Consider the following 26015-nt stretch of genomic DNA (forward strand, 5'->3'; position numbering starts at 1 on the left):
GGATTAGTCGATAATCCTACCGGGGCATTTCTGCGGCACAGCATTATTTTGCCGTTGTGAATATTCTGGGATTGATTTTTATCATAAGCCAGGCCCAGTTGTTATCCAGTCCTTTATTTCCTGATTTTAAAACTTCCAGTGTGCCGGAACCGAACATCTGGGAATAACCACCAGTAATGGTTATGTTCTTCTGGAGGGCATACGCTGCCGTAATGTCTATTTCGGTACCCAGATAGGAATCTATTTTTTCGGTTGTCTGCTGCGGATCAAGTACCGTTGCCGCCGTCATAAAAAGATGCGGCATCATGTTGAACTGCCACTTATCCTGCGAATATCCCAGTTTCAGGAATACATCCTGCAAGCCCACTGTATTTTTATAGTTCCCTACATAGAAGTAATCCATAAAGCCGTTAAAACCGTGGTTGGTTCCGAATATCGGGTTAAACGATTTGTTCTTTGCATCCGTATTGTCCTGTCCGGTACCGGAAAGGTATTCATAACCGGCTCCAATGCTTACTTTACTGGTCAAGGCATAATTAAGTGTAAGCCCTGCATAAAAGGCACGAACCGTCGCATTATCCGTTGCCATTCTCGTTTTTCCGGTTTGTCCGTACAAGCCTAAATCTGCCGTGATACCGCTCTTTTTATAGGACAGATACGTTCCGAAGGTCTGCAGGTTGTTTTCCCGTAATTCGGTTGGAGCTGCTTCATACTGAAAGCCCGTATTCAGAAACAGCAAACTCATTCCCAATGCATCAAATGTGGTGTGGTACCAGGCATACTGCATGTGCTTGTAACTTGTTGTGTACAGATCGCGGTACAGTTTTTCGGCATCCGAATTTAAAGCAAAACCCAAATCCAGCTGGTGCCGGTCCGGTTTAAAAGAGATCAAAAGGGCATCATGGCTTTGCCCCTGCTGTGCCCAATCGATCTCACCCATTATCCTCTGATTGTCATAGGACAGTACCTGCCTGCCCAATTTTACCGACCATTTGGGGTTTAGTGCATATTGCGCCCAGGCTTCATAAAGGGCTATCCCGTTTTTATCGGACACGGCCGTTGTGGGCACATCTCCCCAGACTCTGATATTCTGCAGGGTTACTACCGCTTTTAATTTTTCGTGCCGGTAATTTAAATTCAAACGGGACCGCTGGGATACAAACGAAGTGGGTAGTGCCCCGTCCTTCATCAGCTCTTTAAAGCCGTTGCGATACTCATAACGCGGTCTTAACTGTATATTCGCGTCAAATTCCTGGGCACAGGCGCCCGAGCCTATTATTAAACTGAATAACAAGCCTGTTTTTTGTACTAATTTCATCATGGTTTAATGGTGTTTTGCTGCCTCAGCAATAATGTTACGAACCGTTTCGTCATAGCTGATGCCAAGTCCTTCCTGCTGAAAAGTTAATTCTCCGCCGGTGTTAAAAACACTGATGATGTTAGAATGCGAAAAGTCCACAGGCGTTATCTTTTTATAGTTTACCGCCAGTACCGCTGCAAATTCCCGGGTATTTTCTTCCGTTGACCGAAGAAACAGCCATTGCTCCCCTTCCATTTTGTTTTCTTTTGCAAATGCTTTTAATCGTTTGGGCGTATCGGTTTCGGGGTCGATACTCACCATAATCAGTCTGACATCCTTTTTGATGTTTTCCGGCAGCCGCTGCTCGATATGCCGCATATCTGCTATTAATCTGGGACAGGCGGCCTTACAGGAAGTATAGATCATGACCATGACCAGAACTTTTCCTTTAAGGTCTTTCATTTCGATCTCTTTATTGTCCTGAGTGGTCCATCTGGAAGGCAGGTTATAGATGGAAAGTCCGGAAAATTCCCCGGCTTCCGAAAGTCTTTCCGGGGTTTGTTCCTGGGAATTACAATGTTGTATCCCGGCAAGGATTATCAGTAATCCTAACAGTATTTTTTTCATGTTGTTTGCTTTATTGTTCCGTTAAAAAAGTTGTTGTACTTTTTATCAAATCTTTTTCAGGGGCTATATCCCGGGCACATCGAAATCCCAGGTTTCGTGTTGAATAATTCGCTTTTAAACTGCCCCGGAAGGCATATCGCATAAAAGCGGCATAATTCATCAGGTCGGTTGCATTTACAGCACCGCTTCCGCAAAATAAACTGGTATCGGTGTCCTTGTCTTTTCTGGACTCGCCGGAAAGCAGTATGCTGTTAAAATCGGAGGTCCATTCCCAAATCAGGCCGTGCATATCGTAAACGCCCCAATAGTTCTTAAAGGTCTGCCCTATGGCATTGTTATACGTTTTTGACTTTTCATACCAGCTCAGTATGTATTTGTTGTATTCTTCTCTCGTCCGGGCATCTGCTTTTTGTTCATCTGCCATGGCTACATATTCCCATTCGTCCATTGTGGGCATGCGTTTTCCCTGGCATTCACAATATTTTTTTGCGGCAAACCAGGAAACATTGGTAACAGGAGCATCACTTTTATTCGCACCGTAATCAAAATCATTTTTCCAGTAGGATAAATAGCTTTTATCGGCAAAAATGGCTTTAATTCCGAAACGGGTATATTCCGGTTTCCGGTTTACGAAATTCAGATATTCGGCATTGGTTACCGGATAAACATCTATTTTGAAAGAGGAAACAGCTACCGGTTTTTCGGTGGTAGCACCATAAAGGGGAACAAAAGTCCCCCCTTTTATGGTTACCATTTTTGTTTCCTGTGCATTCAGGAATACGGTTATAAAACCGATTATAAGACTGACAACAATTCTATCGGGCTGATACATGGCTGTTTTTTTTACTTTATTTTTTACCTCGCTGTGCTTTGACCATTTCCGGGCTGACCTTTTTACCGCTATTGCCCCAGTTGCCGTACACATAGGTCAAAACATCTGCAACCTGTTCATCTGTCAAGCCTTGTGATGTCATCATTGCATTGTACTTTTTACCGTTTACCGTTATCTCACCGCTCAGTCCGTTAAGAACTGTCCGGATGGCACGATTAGCGTCTTTATTCAGATAATCCGAATTTGCCAGTGGCGGAAAAGCACCGGGTACGCCCTGACCGTTAGCCTGATGGCAGGCAATACAGGTCTTGGCATAGATACTTTTTCCTTTATCGGTATTTTGCATATTGCTTTTTGCTGCAGTTTCTTTTACCGGAGCAGTAAAAGCGGTCAGACCAATTGTAAAACAAGCGATCACGACTCCTGCTATTACTTTTTTCATGATTTTATTCTTTTATTCGTGGATATCTTTTAATTTTTGTGCCGGTTTGCTTCGTTCGGCTTTTACCATTGCTGTGGTTACATTGGTTTTATTATTGCCCCAATTGTTGTACACATACGTCAATACATTGGCAATCTCATCGTCTGTCAGGTTCTGGCTGGTCATCACGCTGTTGTATTTTTTACCGTTTACCGTTATTTCGCCTGTCAACCCGTGCAGTACTGCATTAATTGCTCTTTTTGTATCGGCATTCAGGTAATCTGATTTGGCCAATGGCGGAAAGGCGCTTGGGATGCCCTGTCCTTCAGACTGATGGCAGGCAAAACAGGTTCTGCCATAGATTTCTTTACCGGCTTTAAGTTTTTCGTCCAGTGTTTTGGGAGCAACCGCTTTGGGTGCGTCTTTTTCTTTAGGCATATTCTGGATCGTTCCGCCTTCCGGTAAATAGATTCCTTCCTGTACCGTTCCTGAATAGACATTTTTATCCTGCTCGCCTTCTACTTTCAGCATACCTAAAGCCCCTTTGTTAAACGCTCTGAAAATGGAATGATCCACCAGGATAAAGGTGCCCGGAACATCAACCTTAAATTCAACAATTGCAGCACCTCCGGCCGGTATTAAGGTGGTCTGTACATCTTTATTGATAACGCTTCCGCCTTCGAGGTATACTTTATCGAAAATTTCACCGATCACATGGAAGGACGATACCAGGTTCGGTCCGCCGTTACCCATATAAATACGGACTGTTTCTCCTTTTTTTGCCGTGATGGCATTGTCCCCGGTTATAGCGCCTACTTTACCGTTAAAAACAACATAGTCCGGTTGTTCCTTGATTGCTTTTTCCATATCGAAAGGCTGGGTTCCCTGATCGCCATAATTTCCTTTGGTGTAGAAATCACCCTGCATTACATAGTATTCCTTGTCTACCGGAGGCAATCCGCCTTCGGGCTCTACCAGAATTAGCCCATACATACCGTTGGCAATGTGCATCCCCACCGGAGCTGTAGCGCAGTGGTAAACATATAGCCCCGGATTCAGGCATTTGAAGTTAAATACTTTTTCATGTCCCGGAGCAACTAAAGAAGAGGTTGCACCTCCACCCGGTCCTGTTACTGCATGCAGGTCGATATTGTGTGGCAGCTTGTTATCGGGATGGTTTTTTAAATGAAACTGCACTTCGTCTCCAATACGGGTTCTGATAAAACTTCCCGGAACAGAACCGCCAAAGGTCCAGTAAACATATTTCACCCCGGCAGTCATTTCGCCTTCCAGTTCCTTGATTTCCATGTTTACAATCAGTTTTGTTGCTGCACGGTTGCCTATAGGCTTGGGTACAAACGGCGGTGAAGTGAGTTCTGCAACCTGTTCTCCTACTACTTTAATTTTTGTCGGATCGCCTGGTGATTTGTCCCTAAATGATAACAAACCGATTGTAATTGTTGTTATTACCAACAAACTCACCACAATTTTTAATTTGATTTTCATGTCTAATGATTTTCGTTTAACTTAATTTGTCAGGTAAAGTTATGTTCTTGCTTACCGCTTTATTATGATTCCAGTCATGCCCGAAAAAAATAATATTCAGTACACTAATTGGTCATAATACTTACCGTTATGACAAAAGGGGAAGTGATGATCGGATCGTAAAATCAGGTCTGATAATGGTTAGGTAAACAAATAAAAATCAGAGAATGATGCGTAACAGCAGTATATACAAAAGGATGGAAATTATTCCATCCTTTTTATACAGAAGTTATTGTTTGGATATAAATTACAGAGTGGTTTATTAACCTTGAAATTAGTTTGTTATTCCATAAATAAGATAAACCAACCAGCTAAAATAAAAAAGAAGTGATGGTAAAATAAGGTAAAAATCTCTACGATGATTCTGAAATTTCCCTCTGTAACAGAATAAAAATATTTTTACGGTTAAAATTAAATTGATTATAAAAAGTGGAAGATGGATAAAATATGATATAATAACTAATGTCTTTCTCATATTTAAACCTTCAATAAAAAGATATTTATTAGTAATGATAACTTCTAAAATTATTAAAACCAAAACTAACACAAAAGATATGTATGATAATATACTTCTTTTCATTGCTATCGTTGTCTATGCATAATTAATATTTTGATATATTACCTATTTACATTTCGAAATTCTTATTGTATCATTTTCTATTACTAATCCAATATTTTTCTCCAATGATCTTTCAACTTTTTCGGAAGACCATCTATTATTTTCATCAAAATTATAGTAATTGGTTTCTAATCCTATTGTAATTTCATTATCGTTGATTTCATGATAATTAATTTTTCTAAAATAAACCCAATCCTCTTTTTTTATTGAATAAAGGATAATATCTTTTAATAATCCAGAGTCTATTTTTTTAATTATTTCATTATTTGAGTCAATAATGATGATTTTCAATAATGATGGACTAAGTGTTAATTCTTTAGCATCATAGGAGATCTTCTTTACACATACAGATTTTGCTTTATCTCTTTGTTTACAGGAAATTATTCCCAAAAAAACGAACATCAATATATATACTATTGAAAAAGAAGAATTTCTAAAAATATTTTTTCTGATCATTTGAACTTAAGAATTTTGATTGATGCATAACCGTAAGGCAAAAACATCTGATTTCTCTGCCAACTGTAGGTCATAATTTCATCTTCTGTTATTGCTTTCCATTATGAAAATATAATATAAACGCTATTTAATCATAATACTTTTAAATGAATCAAGTAAGATGTTCTGATCAGCTTCATTAAGGTTTTTACCTGAAATTGTTAAACTATTATTGTCTTTAAGGTTGCTGAAATATATCCCTACTTCACCTTTTCCAGTAATTTTAGGAACTTTAATTTTTCCAGTAATTTTATTGATTGTATCATAATAGTAATACTCTTTTAAAAATGTACCCTGTGCTTGATCTATTTCTGGCTTCTTTGAGTAATATAAACCTGTAATATCCATTCCTGAGGATTTAAATTCTTTTATTTGTTCATAAGAGAATACCTTATTAGTTTCATCAAACTTTTCTGAATATTTTCCATAGTCACTAAATATAGAATCACCATTTTTAGTAATAATTAAAAAAACATGTGAATCTATCCCTTTGAGTTCAACTTTACGCCAGCTTTGAGGAATATCCATTGTATATTGATCAAAATCAGTTTTTTTGTTATAATCTGTACCTGTACATCCTATAAAATTTAAAACGCTTAGAATAAATGATGTTTTTATTATACTTTTTTTCATAATAATATTAGGAGATATAATATTCAATCTTATTTTTTGGTTTAGGCGGTAAACCTTTGGAAAACTGTAGTTTTTCAGTATAAAACATTATCTTTTTACCCACAAATTAATCACTTCTGCAGTATTTTTATTAATTCTTAAATAATAAGTTCTGTCCACTCCTGGTACACCTACTTTCTTAGAAGAAGCGATAATTTCCCATACTTTACCATCAGCTATTAAGTTTACAGTAAAAGGTCTTAATTGTTCAAAATCAATATTCCTGTATTGTTCCTTATAAATTATATCGGCTAATTTCAATGCCATTTCTTTATCTGTAACAATGTCAATTGCATATCGTTCAGTAATCTTTTTAGGGAGATCTGTTACGGGATTGTATGGTTTATCTTTTAATGAACTACATCCATTACAGAATATAGCTATTATAATTATCCAGAATGTTGTTATTGTTATCTTTATCATTATATCAATTATTTAGGTAAAATTCTTGATACCACATTAGGTGATATCGTATTTAATCTTAAATTTTTTGAATTAGGATCAGATGGTAAATCTGTGAAAATAGGTTTATTATATGGTCTTGCTTCACCTGGTTTTGATTTTCCATAATTTTTATTAGGGTCAAATTCATTTATCCCTCCATTTGGAGTTCCTAAAAATCCTATTACGGGTTTTCTATATGGATTTCCTATACTTCCATCGCTATTAGTATATGTGTTTTTATAAATACTTATATCATCATCAGAGAATTTATTATCATCACTTGTAAATTTTCCACCACCAATGCTAACAGGTCTATCAGCTCCATGTGTATGACCATCAGCCATTATCTCTGCATTTTTATCATTCATAACAGATTTTATATCCGATTTAACAATATCAAACGATACAGATCCATTAGTCCCTTTAGATGGGACAGAATAAGTATAATAAGGATTTCCTTCGGAATCTTTAGTTTTATAAAAAATTGTATGTAATTCTGTTTTATTAATAATCGAAAATCCATTATATAATTTCCCGAAATCATGTGCAGCATCTCTTAACGTAACAAATTTATCACCTGGATCATCATTCTCCCCATATTTTTCATTCCCCACTGCTGTAGTCATTTGTATACGGTCATCATAAATATTGGAAGTACTTATGGCCTGCATACCATCCGGATCGATAAAATAGACCGGATTGTCCAATGCATAAACGTAGGGCGAAAAACGCCTGGATTTTTCTGCCAGCGGATTGATATTCATCCATCGACCAATCGCAGGATCATAATTCCGGGCACCGTAGTCGTATAGGTTTAATCTTAATTCATGCTGAAATTCTTTTCCGTTATAGCTGTATCGATAAGGGTTTACTATTGTCTTTTTCTGTTCCGTCCAGATACCCGAAATACCATTTTCAGGGACTATAAAAGCATACTTTTGTGTATTATAGCCTTTGTGTTCCAGTCCGTACGGATAATAATGACTTTCGCGGATGATTTTAAGGGCATCGGTAGTATTGTCCTTTGCCCAGCTCAGACGCACATTACCCAAATGATCGGTATAATTGTACACATACGTAAAATCCATTCCGCTGTCACTATTCGTTACAGCCACATATCCTTCTTCATGCTGAAAGAATTTCAATTCGCCGTCTTCATACTGGAATCCGCCCAGATAATCGGTAACGGTAGTCTTATCGCCAACAGTGACTTTCTTTTGTCTTTTTTCACCCACAGCATTGTAAAGATACACAATTTTGTCACCGTTGGAAAAGGTAATGACTACCGGTAAATTCAGGTGGTTGTAGGTAATATTGGTGATGTTCTTGTTGGCATCCCGGATCAGATTGCCAGAAGCATCATAAGTATAATCATCCGTAGCGCCGTTTTCTACAACTGTCTGAGCAGTAATATGCAGGCTCAGTAAGCATAACATCCAAAACATTTTTTTCATATCACATTGCGTTTAAATTCTGCCTGATTTTTACAGAAAAGTTAAACTCAAATTTTAAAATGTTTTCGCAATTTTCCTAAACCATATAGTTCTAAATAATACCTATTTGGTATAAAATAAATTAGAATATTATTTATATTTTGATATTTTCTTTATATTGCTGTTTCCCCGCCACCATTTATTTTAAATAAAAACGATTATTATGGTTAACAGGGTACTGCTTAAAATCCGGCTGTTGCGACTTGAAAAAAAGTATTCGCAGGAATATATTGCTTTGCGGATGAATATTTCACAAAGCTATTACGGACGCATTGAAAATGGAAAAACCACTCTTTCCATAAAACGATTGTTACAGTTGCTCGTTATATTAGAAACCGATTGTGCTGCCTTTTTTAATGACCTTGAGGAAGTGAATACATTTGAGGTTTGATACCTGAAAAAATGCTATTTAAAAGCCATATACAGAGTGGCTTTTTTGGTTTTATTGACAACAAAATACAGTATAATCTGACTCTATATACGCAATTATACTCAAAATAAGAATTATTGTTATTTTGGCATCCGGATGTTCCAGAATTATACTTTATTTACCACACAATTATTTTTCAAAAACGTAAAAATCAACGTAAAACAAGGCATGCAGTATTTTTATAAGGTTGACCTTAATTTTTAAAGAACTACTAAACGGATGGATTTTTTGAACTACAATTGCTTCTGAATCCAATATAGAAATGTTAGCAGATCCATGAAAATTGAAGTTGACAGGGCGGTATCGTAACCAGAAAAAGTACCTGAAATTATCGTCCTTAATGGCAGCAATCTGCAAAGGGAAGTTTTAGCTATTATGAAAAATTTATTTTTAAAAGTAGCACTATTGCTGTTTTTATTAAGTGCAGGCCTATTTTTAGGCAATGGAAAAAATGAAGTAGCGGTTATAAAAAATAAGACTACTGATTTTTTAGACAATTACTACCCAAACAGGTATAACCTGGGAAAATCTCTTGAAACTACGGTCAATAAACAAACGCTTATTATTTCAGAAATTTTAAATGAATCCGGCAAAAGTATTTCCGGCTATATTGTTACCAGTAAAGATTATCAGGAACTTTTATATTTTGCTGATTATAAAAGGGAATTATTTGAAATTGTATGCTATGATTTTATACAGCATGCTACTGATCTGATTAATTTTACAACAAACAGTCACTTTGAATCATTTGTCAGAACAGACTTAATTAACGAAATTGAAAAGGGAAATTCATCCCCAGCTACCGCAATGAAATTTTGGGGAACATCCTGTGGTCCTCCTTTTTCACTTGAGGAAAATTCCTGTTACAGAAACTGTTGTTACTATGTATTATGGGTCAATACCGGTTGTGATGTTGTTGGATGTTAACCCAATATTTGATATTTGAGGTTTGATTTATTGTGGGTACCAACTTTAACCTAATATGATGAAAAAACATATCCTATTTCTATTCCTGTTTATGTTTACCGCAATACAATTGCATTCCCAAAAGATACTGGTTATTGACTCCTTAACCCAAAAACCAATCCCGTATATAACTGTCCGGTACAATAAAAATGACGGAACCTATACCGATGAAAAAGGATATTTTACCGTAAATAATAAATCCAATGATAGCGTAATGCTATCCCATATTGCTTATAACAATTATTCGATTAAAGCAGCTCTCATAAAGGACACCATTATAATGTCGCCTAAAACAAAGCCGCTACATGAAATAATAATTACAAACGCCAATAGTGTCAAACATATTGATTTTTTGAAAAAGAGCTTTAATCACGGTAGTTTTCCAATATCCTCCCGGGTAGAACTGGTCACTTTAATAATTCCAGGTACCGGAAACACAAATGCGATGATAACCAAACTGGAATTGCGTTTTGAAAAGAAACGCTTTGAAAAAACAGAAAAAGACATCAAAACGTTGTTCCGTATTAATATATATACGGTACAGCAGGAGCAGATTCATGATAAAATATTTACTAGCGCCGTTTATAACCGTAATTCTTTAAAGCAGGAAAAAGTTGAACTTGATCTGACAGATTCCGATATTCAACTACCGGAAAACGGGCTGTTTATTGGTATTGAAGTAATCGGCGATGTTGCTGTAAATGGAACTTTAACAGCCAATAACAATTCCGTAAGACCTCTATTAACCGATAAGGCAACAAACGATTATACCGCCAAAACCTTTTTAAGATACACTTTTGACGGAAAAAAGAAACTCCAGCCCTTAAATACCGTATTGGAGAACAATGTTGATCCCAAAACAAAACGAAACCTTTCTTTTGGACTAACGCTCACTAAGTAAATCAAGGATTAAAAACACAATCATAAACCGTAAAAAACTAAAATATGAGAACATTTATATTCATCGCAAGCATCGTGTGTTGCCTGTATTTTTCAGCTTTAATTTTATACAGCTATACCGACACAACGATTCAGGCAGTAACTATTTTAGGAGAAATCATCACTATTCCTTTACTTATTACCAACCAGGCTGTTCTAATCGTAGCTACTCTAAAATGGATTGCCGTTGATAAACTCGTCTTTAAGTCGACTTACCTGTTTTCCTTTTTACTGTCGGTTAGCAGTAGCCTATTGCTTATTCTTGCGGATTGAAATATAAAAAAGCCTCCGATTGGAGGCTTTTTTTTAATTATCTTCTATTTTTCGACGTTGTCTTTCTGTTTTCAGTAAGGTTAACTCTCTACTGGTTTGTCCGGCCACAGAAGTGTTTTCTTCTGCACGACGGATTAAGTACGGCATCACATCACGAACCGGTCCGAATGGTAAATATTTCGATACGTTATAGTCGTTTGCAGCAAGGTTATAACTGATGTTATCACTCATACCATACAACTGTCCGAAATAAACGCGGCTGTCATGTTTCGGGATATTGTGCTCCTCCATTAACTGCATCAGGCGGTACGAACTGTTTTCGTTATGCGTTCCGGCAAAGATTGCCATCGTATCGATATGCTCGATCATGTACTGGATTGCGCTGTCATAATTAATGTCGGTTGCCTCTTTAGAAGCACAGATCGGGGTTTTATAACCTTTCTCTTCTGCTCTTTTATGCTCTTTTTCCATATACGCCCCACGAACGATTTTCATACCGATATGGAAACCTTCCGCTTTTGCTTCCGCATGCAGTTTCTTTAAGTAATCCAAACGATCCCAACGGTACATTTGCAGCGTATTGTAAATAATTGCTTTTTCCTTGTTGTATTTGCGCATCATGTTTGCTACCAACTCATCTGCAGCATCCTGCATCCAGCTTTCTTCCCCGTCAATTAGCAATACAACATCTTTTTCATAAGCCGTTTTACACACTTTTTCAAAACGTGCCACTACTCTGTCCCACTCCTGTTGCTCATCGGCTGTCAGCGTTTGTTTTTCACCCAATTTCTCATACAGGTAAAAACGTCCCAATCCGGTTGGTTTAAACACTGCAAAAGGAATCGCCTGACGTTCTTTGGCAAATTCAATCGTTTTTAAGGTCATTTCCAAAGCGGCATCAAACTGGGCTTCGTCTTCTTTTCCTTCAACGGAATAGTCCAGTACCGAAGTCACACCTTTGGTAAACATTCTGTCCACCACTTTCAGACAGTCATCCTCACTCACTCCACCGCAAAAATGGTCAAATACCGTAGCCCGGATTAATCCTTCTACCGGAAGATGTGCCTTTAAAGCAAAATTGGTAACGGCTGTTCCTATTTTAACCAACGGTTCATTGTCGATCATTTTAAAAAGAAAATAAGCTCTGTCAAGCTCTGTATCGCTTTTAAGTGCAAAAGCAACCTGCGTATTGTTGAATATCTTTTCCATTAGTAGTATTGAAAATATACATGCAAATATAACTACAGTTTAAGAATATTTCATAAAAAATCACGAATTTTGCCGTTCGATTATCAATATTTCAGCGATGCACACAATACAAGCAAATGGTTATGCCATTCATTTTAACGAAAACAGTTATGAATATTTAACGGAAACCCTTTTAAAGGAGGTGTATTCCAAAATTTTTATAATGGTTGACAGTGAAACGGCTCAATATTGCCTGCCGGACTTTTTAGCCAATCTGGCGACGGAAGTACCCATTGAAATCATTGAATTTGATGCCGGAGAGGCTTTTAAGACCATTGAAACCTGTGTGGAGATCTGGCATGCCCTCACAGAACTGGGTGCCGACAGAAAAAGCATCATCCTGAATGTGGGCGGCGGTGTCGTAACCGACCTGGGCGGATTTGTTGCCTGCACCTATAAAAGAGGTATCGATTTTATCAATGTCCCGACAACCCTGTTAGCCATGGTGGATGCTTCCGTGGGTGGTAAAAACGGTGTGGATCTGGGCAGTCTTAAAAACCAGGTGGGCGTTATCCAAAACCCGAAAGCGGTACTGGTCGATACCCATTTTCTGGAAACTTTACCCCAGACACAAATGCGTTCCGGACTGGCAGAAATGCTGAAACACGGTTTGATTCAGGATAAAAACTACTGGGAACAATTTAAAGACTTAAGCAGCTTGGATACAGATGATTTGAATAATTTAATTCATCAATCGGTTGCGATTAAAAATAATGTGGTAGCGCTGGATCCTACCGAAAAAGGCATCCGTAAAGCATTGAATTTCGGGCATACTTTAGGACATGCCATTGAAAGTTATTTCCTGGAAAGCGACGACAAAACCACTTTATTACATGGCGAAGCAATTGCCGTTGGTATGATACTGGAAGCCTTTTTATCACTTGAAAAAGGTTTTATAAACACGGCAGCATACCAGGAAATCAAAGCAGTAATTTCCGATATTTACCCTGCTGTAGTGTTTACCGAAAACGATATAAATGCGATCCTGAATTTACTTATCCACGATAAGAAAAATGAGTTCGGCAGCGTTCGTTTTGTATTGCTAAACGGTATTGGTGATGTAAAAATCAATCAGGAGGTCGAAAACCCCTTGATTTACAAGGCTTTTGAAGATTATAAAAACTAATATTTTTTTAATAAAATTGTTTTTAAATACGCTGTAATATTTTTTACATTTGTCGCGATGAAAAACGGTCAAAATACACACATCCCTAACAATGGTAACACCAGAAAAAACAAGTCCTTGTCAAAAATGCAGCGGATTGTTTTTTCGATTAAAAGTGTTAGAAATTTTGATATTTTCCTTTTTACCAATCCCCTGCATGAAAAACTGCAGATAATGTACGCTAATATTAGAGTTTGAAAATCAGGTTGTATTACAAATACTGTCACAGAATTTATTAATATAACTTAACGATTTACACAAAAATGAACACTAAATATTACGACTTAATCAATCAGACATTCTATTTCCCGCAAGAGGAATTCACCTTAAATAAAGACAACCTTCAATTTCACAACATCGATTTGATGAAATTGGTAGAACAATACGGTACTCCTTTAAAATTTACCTACTTACCGCAGATTTCCAACAACATCAACAAAGCCAAAGGCTGGTTTAGAAAAGCGATGGAAAAACACAAGTATGAAGGGAAATACTACTATTGCTACTGTACCAAAAGTTCCCACTTTGAATTCATTATGAATGAAGCGTTTAAAAACAACATTCACATTGAAACTTCTTCGGCTTTCGACGTTAACATCGTAGAAAACCTTATGGAGCAAGGGAAAATCAACAAAAACACCTATGTTGTCTGCAACGGTTTTAAACGCGAACAATATATTGACAATATCGCCAAGCTGATCAACAACGGTCATGCGCGCACCATTCCGGTAATTGACAACTATGAAGAGTTGGATTTATTACAGGAAAAAATCAACGGTAAATTCAAAATCGGTATCCGTATTGCTGCGGAAGAAGAACCGAAATTTGAGTTCTATACGTCCCGTTTAGGAATCGGTTATAAAAACATCGTTCCTTTTTACAGAAAACAAATTCAGGAAAACAAGAATGTGGAACTAAAAATGTTACACTTCTTTATCAATACCGGAATTCGTGATACAGCCTATTACTGGAATGAGCTTTTAAAATGTATGAAGGTATATATCGCCCTGAAAAAAGAATGCCCTACTCTGGACAGTCTTAACATTGGCGGCGGTTTCCCTATTAAAAACTCACTGGCATTCGAATATGATTACGAATATATGATTAGTGAGATCTTAAACCAGATCAAAATTGCCTGTGATGATGCCGATGTTCCGGTACCACACATCTTTACCGAGTTCGGTTCTTTCACAGTAGGAGAATCCGGAGGAGCAATTTATCAGGTATTGTATCAGAAACAGCAAAACGACAGAGAGAAATGGAACATGATCGATTCGTCTTTCATTACCACTTTGCCGGATACCTGGGCAATCAACAAACGTTTTGTTATGATGGCCGTAAACCGCTGGAACGACACCTACGAAAGAGTACTCCTGGGCGGATTAACCTGCGACAGTGACGATTATTACAACTCGGAACAGCACATGAATGCCGTGTACCTGCCTAAATACAACAAAGAAAAACCATTATATATCGGTTTCTTTAATACCGGTGCATATCAGGAAACTATCGGCGGATTCGGCGGATTACACCACTGCCTGATTCCACAGCCGAAACACATTTTGATTGACCGTGACGAAAACGGTATCATTGCTACCGAAGTATTCTCGGAACAGCAAACTGCCGATGATGTATTGAAGATTTTAGGATACGAGAAAAAAGAAAAATAAATTCAGGAGGTTTATACGGTTACCCAAACCGGCAAACCCTAACTTTTAAATAATTTAAGTAATGAGTAAAGGACCAATCAGTCAGTTTATTGAAAAGTATTATTTACATTTCAACTCTGCCACAGTAGTTGATGCTGCTAAAGCATACGAGCAACAATTACAGAACGGTGCAAAAATGATGGTAACATTAGCAGGTGCGATGAGTACTGCTGAACTAGGAAAGATTTTTGCTGAAATGATCCGTCAGGATAAAGTTCAGATAATTTCTTGTACAGGAGCTAACCTTGAAGAAGATATCATGAATTTAGTAGCACACTCTCACTATGAGCGTGTACCAAACTACCGTGATCTAACACCACAGGATGAGTGGGATTTATTGGAAAAAGGATTAAACCGTGTAACCGATACCTGTATTCCGGAACATGAGGCTTTCCGTCGTTTGCAAAAACACATCCACAAGATCTGGAAAGATGCAGAAGATGCCGGTGAGCGTTATTTCCCGCATGAATTCATGTATAAAATGTTACTTTCAGGATGTTTGGAAGAATATTACGAAATTGACTTAAAAGACAGCTGGATGTATGCTGCAGCAGAAAAAAACCTGCCGATTGTTGTTCCGGGATGGGAAGACAGTACAATGGGTAACATTTTTGCTTCTTATGTAATCAAAGGCGAATTAAAAGCATCTACAATGAAGTCCGGTATTGAATACATGACTTTCCTGGCAGACTGGTATAGCAAAAACAGTAACAAAGGTGTTGGTTTCTTCCAGATTGGTGGTGGTATTGCAGGAGATTTCCCTATCTGTGTGGTTCCGATGCTGTATCAGGATATGGAAATGCACGATGTTCCTTTCTGGAGCTACTTCTGTCAGATTTCTGATTCTACAACAAGTTACGGATCCTATTCCGGAGCGGTTCCGAATGAGAAGATCACCTGGGGTAAACTAGACATCAATACGCCTAAATTTGTAATCGAATCTGACGCAACAATTGTAGCACCGCTAATTTTTGCTTACCTTTTAGATATGTAATTTTTTTTAATGTACAACCTAAAAAAATAGTCAATTTTATTTGAAAATAAAGTTTTAGGATATTACATTTGAATAACAACAAGCATTAAAAAACAACGAATGAAAAGAGTAATTGTAGATTACGCTAAATTAACGAATGAAATCTTAACCCTTTTGGTTGAGAGGTTCCCGGACGGATACGATGACTCCGACGTTATCCGTTTCAAAAACGCTAAAAATGAAACTGTTGAAGCAGTTGAAGTACGTACCGAAGATACTATCTACTTAGTAAAAGTAAGTACAAAACTGGCTGACAGAATCGAGAATTTCGACGAAGACGATGAAGATATCGCAACAGACGACGCTATTGACATCAAAGGACTTGACATTGAAGACGGTGATGACGAAGAAGTAAAAAAGCCCAAAGCACCAAAAGTGAAGAAAAACGCAGACGGTGACGATGATGAAGATGACGACGAAGAAGACGATGATTATGATGATGACGATGAAGATCGTGATTATGATGATGAAGACGAGGACGAAGAAGACGAAGATTAGCATTCATTCTACAAAAACCCATATAAAAAATCCCGATTAGCAATAGTCGGGATTTTTTATACGATTTAATTATACAACAATCAGGATATATATGAAAAAAGGCACGATCTTATTTTTTTCGTTAATACTTACAATAATTGTCGAATTAACTTTAACCATCTTAGTTTATAATAAAATTGGAGCAGAAAAACTCCCTATTCACTTGGGAAGATTATTTTTTCAAATACTATTATTTGTATTTAGTATGAAAAATTCTAAAACTGCTCTTTTTGTATTAACAGCTTACCATGTTGTATCCGCATTAGCTTTATTTGCTTCATTTTCAAAAGAAGCAATTGGACTATTTTTAATAGCATACCATCTTATAATCGGACTCATCATCTATTTTCACGATTGGATTGAAGACAAATTTAAACCAGCAACTTGACAATTATTAATTAAAGAATTAAAACGCAAAGCAGTAATCCGTTCTACAATACTAAATAAATCACAATACAAATTATTATTATTCATAGGAAACTATTTCAAAGCTTTCAAGTTCAAGCAAACTTCAAAACAAGCAATAAAAAAATCCCGCTGCAATTGCAACGGGATTTTTATAGGATAGCATTACAACAATCCGTTATATTTCCGGATAAACCATTCCAATGCCAGGGTTAATCCCAGCAGGATCAGCAATCCTTTCCAGTCAATTAACGGCGATTTGGTAATTACCGCTTTTTCCACCGGTATATATTCCGGGTTTTCCAGTAACATCCTGATCAAGGCATCTGCCTGATCCGGGTAAAACACTTTTCCGTTAGTATTAGCCGCCAATTGGTTTAATCGGGCGGTATCCGGATTGACAAACTGTTTTTCAATTTCAAAATCCAGCACTTCAAATGTTCCGGCATAAGACGTTTTGGAACTGTTTTCCTTTACCACAAAACTATACTGCCCGGCTTCCAGTCCGTCGAGATTGACTTTATATTCATTATTCCCTTTCAGGAAATCATAATTCTTAACCGCATTCGTATTTTTATTCTTTAGCTGAATTGTCAGCTGTGCATTTTCGTCAAACTCATAGTTTTTATTAAAATACTGTCCGGTAATTTCAATGGTTTCCCCGGAATTGTAAAAACTTTCATGAGTAACCACCAGTGATTTCTTTAAAGCATTCGACGCCAGGAACTGTACCGTCTTATCCATAAAAATATCAAACTGTTCGAATGATTTGGTTTTTAAATGACTTTCCACGCGCCATTTCCAGATATTCTCTCCAAAAAGATACGCATTGCGCTTTACTCCGTTTTCAGTAAATACAAAAAGCGGACTTTCCGATTTAATGTTACGGATTCTCGCCTGCAGCAAGGTATTGGCATTTCCGGTTACCGTTATCGTACCAAAAGGATGCTGCAACGGCGGGAACGATTCAAAGCCGATATTCTCTAAAGCAAACAAATTGAATTGCGTATTAAAGTCGGCAGCATAATCTTCCTTCTGTCCGCCCATTCGAAACTGAATCTGGGACTGGTATTGGTTCAGCAAATTGAAATCGGTATTCATTCCGGTAATCACCCAGCTGTTTAGCTGCACATTTTTATTCAGGTCCAGGAGCTTTTTAAACTCTGCATTAGGCTGATACAATATTAAAACGTTGTAATCCTTTAAATCACTGATTTCATTTGGATTAACAATCGTTACTTTACGTTGTTGATTAGATTCAACAGCACGCTTGATCGCCCCTAAATCGGGATGACTTACCGCCGAAACCAAAGCAATTTCCGAACGCTGATCCATCACTTCAACCGCAAAGTTCTTAACATTGTTGTACTGGTTCTTTTCTTTTTCGGCCGAGGTGATAACGGCTTTAAATTTCTGTACGCCTACTTTATCGGCATTCAGTAAAACCGAAACTACCTGTGCTTTTTTACCCGGACTGAAATTAACCTGTTGTTTGTAAACCGTTCCGTTTCCCTGCTGGATACTGAAAACTGCATTTACATTTTTGTTTCCGTTATATTGCAGAAATACTTCTACCGGAAATTTATTTTTTAAAAAGGCATACTTATTTACATTCAGCTGATTGATTTTTAAATCCAGGAAGGTCGTTGTATCCCCTAAAACCAACGGATAAACGGTAGTGTTTTGCTGAAAGCTGTATACATAATCGTTTCCGATGGTCTGATTACCATCCGTCAGCAATACAACCGGATATTGCTGGTTGCGGTAAAACTGTTTTAAGTTTTGGGCTACCTGGTCAATATGGGTTTGCTTTCCTTTAAAATCCAACTTACCATCAGCATTAAAACCGGCATCAAAAGTATATAACTGAACGTCGTATTTATCTTTAAGCGCACTGTTTTCCCCTATCTTTTTAGCTAAAATCCGTGCCAGGCTGTCCTGTTTTAATTCTTTAACCGATTGGGAATTGTCCACTATAACCGGCAAAGGCGTTTTAACATCCTGGTAGTTTTTCCGGGAAATGACCGGATTGATCAACAGCACAAAAATGGCAAACAGCGTTATAAAACGCAGCAAAGCCAAAAACAGATACACTTTCGATCTGTTTCTGGCTTTGTATAAGTATTGATAAAACGCTAAACCAAAGGCTACAATAGCGGATAATATAAGTAATACAATCGTAGATGTAGTCATTCCTGTTTTAAGGTTTTAAATGGATGATTATAAAAGAGTTCTCTTAAATAAACAAACGTTTAGGTTAACATACCGCCGTCTACGTTTAACACCTGACCGGTAACGTAAGCGCTCAGATCTGACGATAAGAATACGCAGGCATTAGCCACATCTTCAGGAGTTCCGCCACGTTTCAACGGAATGTTCTCTCTCCATCCTTTAACTACATCTTCGTTTAATTTTGCTGTCATTTCCGTTTCAATAAATCCCGGTGCAATTACATTACAACGGATGTTACGGGAACCTAATTCAAGCGCCACCGATTTTGAAAAACCGATTACACCCGCTTTGGAAGCAGCATAGTTTGTCTGTCCGGCATTACCTTTAACACCCACAACAGAACTCATATTGATAATCGATCCCGCACGATTTTTAAGCATGATCTTCTGAACCGCTTTTGTCATGTTGAAAACCGATTTTAAATTAACATCAATAACCGTATCGAAATCTTCTTCAGAAATACGCATTAAAAGGTTATCTTTTGTAATTCCGGCATTGTTAATTAAAATATCAACGTTTCCAAATTCGGCAATTACATTGTCTACTAACTGCTGTGCTTCGTTAAAATCCGCAGCATTCGACTGGTATCCTTTTGCTTTTACTCCTAAAGCTATTAATTCATTTTCTAAAGCTTTTGCCGCTTCTGCAGAAGAACTATAAGTAAAAGCTACATTTGCACCTTGTTTTGCAAATACTTCGGCAATTCCTCTTCCGATTCCTCTACTCGCTCCTGTGATGATTGCGGTTTTTCCTTCTAGTAATTTCATATTAAAAATTAAAGTTTGTTTATTTGAAATGAAAGACAAATATAACAATTCGGTTTTAATCCTTATCCTATTGTTTTAAACTTTAAAGAATTTATTGGTTAACCTGTCCCAATGACGGTTATTAATTGCAATCATTGTAAACAGAAACAGGAATACCACATACCAGGTATTCATGATCAGGTCGGTAAAATGGAGTTTCCCGCCCGCATAGTTCAGCAGCAGCAATACCTGCGCACCATACGGCAGTATGCCTTGTACAATACAGCAGAAAATATCCATCACAGTTGCTGTTTTTCGGGAACTCAAATGGTATTCGTCATTAATCTCCCTGGCGATATTCCCGGTAATCACTATCGACACCGTATTGTTCGCAATCGCAAGATTGGTAAAGCTCACCAAAGCACCGATTCCCATTTGTGCGGATCGCTTGCTTTTAATCCTGGCTTTTATTTTGTGCAGCACATAATCGATTCCGCCGGCTTTTGCCACCAATGCCGCCAAACCGCCGGTTAACATGGACAGCAGGAAGATATCGATCATGCTGATAAATCCTTCATATATTTTCTGTGCGAAAACCAAAACCGAAAAATCATGACCAACCAATCCGATAAATCCGGCAGTCAGTATCCCGATCAGTAAGGTTGCAAAAACGTTCACTCCCATCACCGCCAATCCAATCACTAAAAAATACGGCAGTATCGCTATAAATTCATAATTCCCTTTGTTGATGGCAACGGCACTGGTTTCGGTTGTTAAGCCGAGGTATAACAGGATAATTACCGTTATAATGGAAGCCGGCAGAGCAATAAACAGGTTGACTTTAAATTTATCCCGCATTTCACAACCCAAAGATTGCGTCGCCGCAATAGTGGTATCGGAAATAATCGACAGATTATCCCCCAGCATCGCACCGCCTAACAGCGAACCGCTGATTAACGGTAAGGAAGCACCGCTTTTATCGGCCAGGCTTACCGCTATAGGGCCCAAAGCAACTATCGCTCCTACAGATGTTCCGGTAGCGGTAGACAAAAAGGAAGCCACCAGGAAAATTCCTAACGGGAAATATTCAATATCAATGTTGTTGATTCCGAGGTTTACAATCGATTCCACGGCTCCCATTGCCTGCGTCACACTGGCAAAACCGCCCGCCAGCAGGTAAATAAGACACATGGTCATGATTTTACTGTCGCCACAGCCTTTAATTAAAGTATCAATCTTATCTTCTGTCGTATTTTTAAAAAAGATAAAGGCTGCAATAATCCCAATCACTACAGCTAACGGTGAAGGGAAAGCATAAAAATCATTCAGAATGATTCCGGCACCCAGAAAAGTAAAGATAAATACGAATAGTGGCAGCAAAGCTAAAGCATTGCCCTTTTTTTTAGATTTTTTCATCATCGATTGCTTATGAATTTAATTAAGCTCACGACGACAAGCAAAACTGGTCAAGAAAGTAGTGTGTGAAAACAACATTTTTTCCAACAGAATTGGCTTATCGTTTTAGCACCTTGCTCGTTGTTGCAGGTTGCTATCTCTTTTGCGAGATTCGTGATAACGGTGGCAAATATAATTCTTTTTTTGTCTTATTTTCACAACAAGTCGTTTTTTGATAAAAAAATAACAACATTTCACCCTAAAAGACGCTGCTCAGGATTTCGCATTATTCGTTTTTTTATTAATTTTATGGCAATATTCACACCAATGACAGCAATAGAAATATTAAATTCGCTACTCAACGAAAATTTACTTTGGGAAAATGAAATCGTATTCCGGCGGAACGAATACCTTGCCAGTGAAGGCACCGTAAACACTTTTGTATACTTTGTGATTAGCGGAAGCCTTCGTATTTATACCCTGGACGGTAACGAAGAGAACACCATCCGTTTTGGGTATAAAGATTCCTTTATTACGGCAATTGACAGCTTTTTTACCGAAAGACCGACCGGTTTTTACATTCAGGCACTAAAAAAGACCACTGTGAAAGTGATTTCCAAAAAAGTTTTACTGGAATTTATCGAAAGTGATGCCAGCCGGCTAAAATTATGGAACAGCATCCTTAGCCTTTTGATTGTACAGCAAATGGAACGGGAAAAAGATTTACTGATCTTCTCACCTGCCGAGCGGTATAAAAGCATCCTGAACAGAAGTCCGCAGCTGTTCCAGGAAATCCCGGATAAATACATCGCTTCCTATTTGCGGATGACGGCCGAAACTTTTTCACGAATCAAAAAGTCTTGACCTGAATCAATTTTTAATTCCTTGTTATCGCTGAATTTTGCAGTAAACAATTGAATCATGAAAACAGACGCATTACTAGACGAACTTACGGCGGTAACCCTTAACAATATTGCGATTGCCAATCATTTTAAAACACTGGATACCGAAGCGCTGAATTGGCGGCAGTTCACTAAAAGCTGGACCATACTGGAATGTATTGAGCATTTAAACCGTTATGGTGATTTTTACACCAAAGCGCTGTACAACGCCATCCGCAATACAAAATTTAAAAAACCGGAACCGGTATACAAAAGCGGATTACTGGGCGGTTATTTTGCCCGGACAATCAAAGAAACCGGCACCAAGAAAATGAAAACATTCCGGGCTTACGATCCTTTAGGCATTTCTTTAAACGAAATTATTCTCGATATTTTTATTGCACAGCAGGAAGAACTGCTGCAATGTCTTGACAGCGCCAGACAGGTGAATGTCATGAAAAGTAAAACCGGGATCAGTATTTCCAAATGGATCAGACTGCAACTGGGCGATACCTTCCAGTTTGTGATCTACCACAATGAAAGACATTTAAAACAGGCGGAAAGTATTTTAAAACAGTACAACCACCAATATCTTCCGGTGTTTAAAATACAGGAATTTAACCATCAGGAAGATCTATAAAAAAAGCCTTACGAAATTCGTAAGGCTTTTTTAGTATAATGAGATTAGAAAATTATCCTAATACTTCTTTTACTTTTTTACCGATTTCAGCTGGTGAATCTACCACGTGAATTCCGTTTTCTTTCATGATACGTTTTTTAGCTTCCGCTGTATCATCAGCACCACCAACAATTGCACCGGCATGTCCCATTGTTCTTCCTTTAGGAGCAGTTTCTCCGGCAATGAATCCAATTACAGGCTTACGGTTACCGTCAGCTTTGATCCAACGTGCAGCATCTGCTTCCAATTGTCCACCGATCTCACCGATCATGATGATACATTCTGTTTCCGGATCGTTCATTAATAATTCTACTGCTTCTTTAGTAGTTGTTCCGATGATCGGGTCACCACCAATACCGATAGCTGTAGTAATACCCAAACCTTGTTTTACAACCTGGTCTGCAGCTTCATACGTTAATGTTCCTGATTTAGAAACGATACCAACTGTTCCTTTTTTGAAAACGAAACCTGGCATGATACCAACTTTAGCTTCACCCGGAGTAATAACACCAGGACAGTTAGGTCCTACTAAACGACAATCTCTGTGTTTAATATAATCATAAGCTTTAATCATATCTGCAACCGGAATACCTTCTGTAATTGTGATAATTACTTTAATTCCAGCGTCAGCAGCTTCCATAATTGCATCAGCAGCAAATGCAGGCGGAACGAAGATAATTGTTGTATCGGCCCCAGCCTGATCTACAGCGTCTTTAACGGTGTTAAAAACCGGACGATCTAAGTGAGTCGTTCCTCCTTTTCCCGGAGTTACTCCACCAACAACGTTACTTCCATATTCAATCATTTGAGTAGCATGGAAAGTCCCTTCACTACCTGTGAATCCTTGAACAATTATTTTAGAATCTTTATTTACTAAAACACTCATGATATTTTTTTTATATTATTTTTAAAAACTGTGTTGCAAAAATAGGGTTTTGAACGTAATAGATGAAAGTTTTTTCGAACTTTTATCTGCTATTTTTATTTTTTTAAAATGCTTAGGTTAATTGGCTCATCTGATAGACTCTGTAAAGCTGATTTTCCTTCAATTCACAGATTACCATGAAGTGGGCTAAAATCATTTCTTCATTCGGATTTTCAATGGGCGAAACATAATGGGTATAGTTAACCGAAACCACATTGTTCTCTTCCAGTATATGGCTGATCTCAATTCTTGATGCCACATACGACTTTCCTAACTCGGTAGCCAAAGCCTTTAAATCCTGCTTGTCTAATTGCAAAAAGCCTTTCGAACTGTGCCAGTTGAAAATAATTTCGTCATGAATAAACTGTTCCATTAAACTTTTATTTAATGGACCGTTTAACTGATAAAATTCCTGAACCTGTTCTTTAGCCGTCATTTTTATTTATTTGCGTTAATATTTGCGGAATTTTTTTCACGTAAGCCAATTGCTTCAGCTTTTCGCGTGATTCTTCTGCCGGATAACCAAAATACGTTTTACCGCCTTCCAGTGACTTGGAAACACCGGATTGTGCCAGAATTACCGCTTTTTCACCAATAGTGATACCGCTGGTAGTTCCAACCTGACCCCAAAGTGTTACTTCGTCTTCAATAATCACACAACCTGCAATTCCGGTTTGTGCCGCGATCAGGCATTTTTTCCCGATTACGGTGTCATGACCGATATGCACCTGGTTGTCTATCTTGGAGCCTTCATTGATGGTTGTATCTCCGGTAACCCCTTTATCGATCGTACACAAAGCACCAATACCAACATTATCCTTTATCACCACACGGCCACAGGAAATCAGCTGGTCAAAACCTTCCGGACGTTTTTTGTAATAAAAAGCATCCGCTCCCAAAATACTTCCCGCATGAATGATAACGTTATCACCAATAACGGTATCGTCATACAAAATCACATTGGGATGAATCAGGCAGTTTTTACCGATAACCACATTGTTGCCGATAAAACAGTTTGGCTGAATAACAGTTCCTTCACCAATTTTTGCCGAAGGAGCAATTGCAGCATTGGCCGCCTGAAAAGGTTTAAAATGTTTGGATAACTTATTGAAATCACGAAAAGGATCGTCAGACAGTAAGAGTGCTTTTCCTTCCGGACAGTCCACTTCTTTATTGATCAGCACTATGGTAGCTGCAGATTGTAACGCTTTATCGTAATATTTGGGATGGTCTACAAAAACGATATCTCCCGGTTCTACAACATGAATTTCATTCATGCCCAGTACAGGAAAATCCACATCACCAACAAATTTACAATCAATTATTTGGGCAATCTCACTTAAAGAATATGCTTTAGAAAATTTCATATGTATTTTAAATGATATGAAAAGGATAGTACCGCTTTAACAATACTATCCTCTGTATAAATAACTACTCTTTAACACGCTCGATATACGAACCGGAAGCAGTGTCAATTTTAATTTTGTCCCCTTCATTAATGAATAAAGGTACGTTAATCGAAGCTCCTGTTTCTACTTTTGCAGGCTTCGTAGCATTTGTTGCGGTATTACCTTTTACTCCTGGTTCTGCATAGGTAACTTCCAAAACAACAGAAGCAGGCATATCAACAGATAAAGGCGCTTCCGTTTCTGTATTGATCTGAACCATTACATTTTCTCCTTCTTTCAATAAATCCGGAGCATCTAAAATATCTTTATTTAATGCAATTTGCTCGTATGTTTCTACATTCATGAAATGAAAATCGTCTCCTTCTGCATATAAAAACTGAAATTTGTGTGTTTCTACACGCACCACATCAATTTTATGTCCTGCAGAAAAAGTATTATCCAATACTTTACCATTGGTTACACTTTTCATTTTTGTTCTAACAAAAGCAGGTCCTTTTCCAGGTTTAACATGAAGGAACTCTACAATTTTGTAGATATCATTATTGTATTTAATACATAATCCGTTTCTAATATCAGCCGTACTCGCCATTTTGTT

The 26015-nt window shown here is 37.7% G+C and carries 27 protein-coding genes, 1 pseudogene and 1 riboswitch; of the genes and pseudogenes, 11 read left to right on the plus strand and 17 right to left on the minus strand.

The features are described from left to right. Positions 1–43: 43 nt before the first annotated feature. From HW120_RS13045 to HW120_RS13085, 9 genes and pseudogenes are all read right to left on the minus strand, one after another. Positions 44–1321 (minus strand): alginate export family protein, encoded by a 1278-nt coding sequence (locus HW120_RS13045; protein ID WP_246296988.1) that lies wholly within the window; start codon positions 1319–1321, stop codon positions 44–46. Positions 1322–1324: 3 nt separating this feature from the next. Further along, complete coding sequence (locus HW120_RS13050; RefSeq protein ID WP_177734526.1) at positions 1325–1927, minus strand: SCO family protein; 603 nt, start codon at positions 1925–1927, stop codon at positions 1325–1327. Between the two features lie 10 nt (positions 1928–1937). After that, entirely contained in the window at positions 1938–2759 is an 822-nt protein-coding gene (locus HW120_RS13055) for a formylglycine-generating enzyme family protein (RefSeq protein WP_394353022.1), read from the minus strand. A gap of 16 nt (positions 2760–2775) precedes the next feature. After that, positions 2776–3093 (minus strand): annotated as a pseudogene (locus HW120_RS13060) (c-type cytochrome); the annotation flags it as partial. A gap of 120 nt (positions 3094–3213) precedes the next feature. After that, entirely contained in the window at positions 3214–4686 is a 1473-nt protein-coding gene (gene nirK, locus HW120_RS13065) for a copper-containing nitrite reductase (protein WP_177734528.1), read from the minus strand. Positions 4687–5347: 661 nt separating this feature from the next. Continuing rightward, a complete protein-coding gene (locus tag HW120_RS13070; RefSeq protein ID WP_177734529.1) occupies positions 5348–5800 on the minus strand; it encodes a hypothetical protein in 453 nt (150 codons plus the stop codon). Between the two features lie 123 nt (positions 5801–5923). Further along, positions 5924–6472 carry a hypothetical protein gene (locus tag HW120_RS13075; RefSeq protein WP_177734530.1) on the minus strand — a complete coding sequence of 183 codons (549 nt, stop codon included), beginning with the start codon at positions 6470–6472 and terminating at the stop codon, positions 5924–5926. An 87-nt stretch (positions 6473–6559) separates the two neighbouring features. Next, complete coding sequence (locus HW120_RS13080; protein ID WP_177734531.1) at positions 6560–6934, minus strand: hypothetical protein; 375 nt, start codon at positions 6932–6934, stop codon at positions 6560–6562. 8 nt (positions 6935–6942) lie between these two features. Further along, positions 6943–8409: an RHS repeat-associated core domain-containing protein gene (locus HW120_RS13085; protein WP_177734532.1), complete on the minus strand. Its 1467-nt coding sequence runs from the start codon at positions 8407–8409 to the stop codon at positions 6943–6945. A 202-nt stretch (positions 8410–8611) separates the two neighbouring features. On the opposite strand from HW120_RS13085, the gene HW120_RS13090 reads away from it, so the two are divergent. The 4 genes from HW120_RS13090 to HW120_RS13105 all read left to right on the plus strand — a co-directional run bounded on the left by HW120_RS13090 (position 8612) and on the right by HW120_RS13105 (position 11056). Next, complete coding sequence (locus tag HW120_RS13090) at positions 8612–8839, plus strand: helix-turn-helix domain-containing protein (protein WP_177734533.1); 228 nt, start codon at positions 8612–8614, stop codon at positions 8837–8839. 414 nt (positions 8840–9253) lie between these two features. After that, positions 9254–9805 (plus strand): hypothetical protein, encoded by a 552-nt coding sequence (locus HW120_RS13095; RefSeq protein WP_177734534.1) that lies wholly within the window; start codon positions 9254–9256, stop codon positions 9803–9805. Positions 9806–9860: 55 nt separating this feature from the next. Continuing rightward, positions 9861–10745 (plus strand): carboxypeptidase-like regulatory domain-containing protein, encoded by an 885-nt coding sequence (locus tag HW120_RS13100; protein WP_177734535.1) that lies wholly within the window; start codon positions 9861–9863, stop codon positions 10743–10745. Between the two features lie 44 nt (positions 10746–10789). Then, positions 10790–11056: a hypothetical protein gene (locus HW120_RS13105; RefSeq protein WP_177734536.1), complete on the plus strand. Its 267-nt coding sequence runs from the start codon at positions 10790–10792 to the stop codon at positions 11054–11056. Between the two features lie 33 nt (positions 11057–11089). Here HW120_RS13105 and HW120_RS13110 read toward each other — a convergent pair whose 3' ends face one another. Further along, complete coding sequence (locus tag HW120_RS13110; protein WP_177734537.1) at positions 11090–12265, minus strand: proline dehydrogenase family protein; 1176 nt, start codon at positions 12263–12265, stop codon at positions 11090–11092. 97 nt (positions 12266–12362) lie between these two features. Here HW120_RS13110 and aroB point away from each other — a divergent pair, with 97 nt between their 5' ends. The 5 genes from aroB to HW120_RS13135 all read left to right on the plus strand — a co-directional run bounded on the left by aroB (position 12363) and on the right by HW120_RS13135 (position 17136). Further along, a complete protein-coding gene (gene aroB / locus HW120_RS13115) occupies positions 12363–13430 on the plus strand; it encodes a 3-dehydroquinate synthase (RefSeq protein ID WP_177734538.1) in 1068 nt (355 codons plus the stop codon). 302 nt (positions 13431–13732) lie between these two features. Then, positions 13733–15139, plus strand: coding sequence for an arginine decarboxylase (locus tag HW120_RS13120; protein ID WP_177734539.1), 1407 nt, complete (start codon positions 13733–13735; stop codon positions 15137–15139). 61 nt (positions 15140–15200) lie between these two features. Further along, the gene (locus HW120_RS13125) at positions 15201–16172 is read left to right on the plus strand and encodes a deoxyhypusine synthase family protein (RefSeq protein WP_177734540.1); all 972 of its coding nucleotides are present in this window, start codon (positions 15201–15203) and stop codon (positions 16170–16172) included. A 99-nt stretch (positions 16173–16271) separates the two neighbouring features. Beyond that, positions 16272–16709: a DNA primase gene (locus HW120_RS13130; protein ID WP_177734541.1), complete on the plus strand. Its 438-nt coding sequence runs from the start codon at positions 16272–16274 to the stop codon at positions 16707–16709. Positions 16710–16800: 91 nt separating this feature from the next. Beyond that, positions 16801–17136, plus strand: coding sequence for a hypothetical protein (locus HW120_RS13135; RefSeq protein ID WP_177734542.1), 336 nt, complete (start codon positions 16801–16803; stop codon positions 17134–17136). Positions 17137–17318: 182 nt separating this feature from the next. Here the strand turns inward: HW120_RS13135 and HW120_RS13140 are convergent, their stop codons facing one another. From HW120_RS13140 to HW120_RS13150, 3 genes are all read right to left on the minus strand, one after another. Then, complete coding sequence (locus HW120_RS13140; RefSeq protein ID WP_177734543.1) at positions 17319–19346, minus strand: hypothetical protein; 2028 nt, start codon at positions 19344–19346, stop codon at positions 17319–17321. Between the two features lie 59 nt (positions 19347–19405). Continuing rightward, positions 19406–20152: a 3-oxoacyl-[acyl-carrier-protein] reductase gene (gene fabG / locus HW120_RS13145; RefSeq protein WP_177734544.1), complete on the minus strand. Its 747-nt coding sequence runs from the start codon at positions 20150–20152 to the stop codon at positions 19406–19408. Between the two features lie 75 nt (positions 20153–20227). Next, positions 20228–21550, minus strand: coding sequence for a Na+/H+ antiporter NhaC family protein (locus HW120_RS13150; protein ID WP_177734545.1), 1323 nt, complete (start codon positions 21548–21550; stop codon positions 20228–20230). Positions 21551–21614: 64 nt separating this feature from the next. After that, positions 21615–21712, minus strand: a riboswitch (SAM-I-IV-variant riboswitch). A gap of 141 nt (positions 21713–21853) precedes the next feature. Between HW120_RS13150 and HW120_RS13155 the strand changes: the two genes are divergently transcribed. Further along, positions 21854–22390, plus strand: coding sequence for a Crp/Fnr family transcriptional regulator (locus tag HW120_RS13155; RefSeq protein WP_177734546.1), 537 nt, complete (start codon positions 21854–21856; stop codon positions 22388–22390). Between the two features lie 57 nt (positions 22391–22447). Next, a complete protein-coding gene (locus HW120_RS13160) occupies positions 22448–23047 on the plus strand; it encodes a DinB family protein (protein WP_177734547.1) in 600 nt (199 codons plus the stop codon). A gap of 52 nt (positions 23048–23099) precedes the next feature. Here the strand turns inward: HW120_RS13160 and sucD are convergent, their stop codons facing one another. From sucD to efp, 4 genes are all read right to left on the minus strand, one after another. Continuing rightward, the gene (gene sucD / locus HW120_RS13165; RefSeq protein WP_177734548.1) at positions 23100–23972 is read right to left on the minus strand and encodes a succinate--CoA ligase subunit alpha; all 873 of its coding nucleotides are present in this window, start codon (positions 23970–23972) and stop codon (positions 23100–23102) included. 112 nt (positions 23973–24084) lie between these two features. Then, entirely contained in the window at positions 24085–24447 is a 363-nt protein-coding gene (locus tag HW120_RS13170; protein ID WP_177734549.1) for a nuclear transport factor 2 family protein, read from the minus strand. Then, positions 24437–25378 carry a UDP-3-O-(3-hydroxymyristoyl)glucosamine N-acyltransferase gene (locus HW120_RS13175; RefSeq protein ID WP_177734550.1) on the minus strand — a complete coding sequence of 314 codons (942 nt, stop codon included), beginning with the start codon at positions 25376–25378 and terminating at the stop codon, positions 24437–24439. The genes HW120_RS13170 and HW120_RS13175 overlap by 11 nt, the downstream gene beginning before the upstream one ends. Before the next feature lie 64 nt (positions 25379–25442). Then, entirely contained in the window at positions 25443–26009 is a 567-nt protein-coding gene (gene efp / locus HW120_RS13180; protein ID WP_177734551.1) for an elongation factor P, read from the minus strand. Positions 26010–26015: the final 6 nt, after the last annotated feature.

The organism is Flavobacterium inviolabile (genome assembly GCF_013389455.1).
Classification (GTDB): domain Bacteria; phylum Bacteroidota; class Bacteroidia; order Flavobacteriales; family Flavobacteriaceae; genus Flavobacterium; species Flavobacterium inviolabile.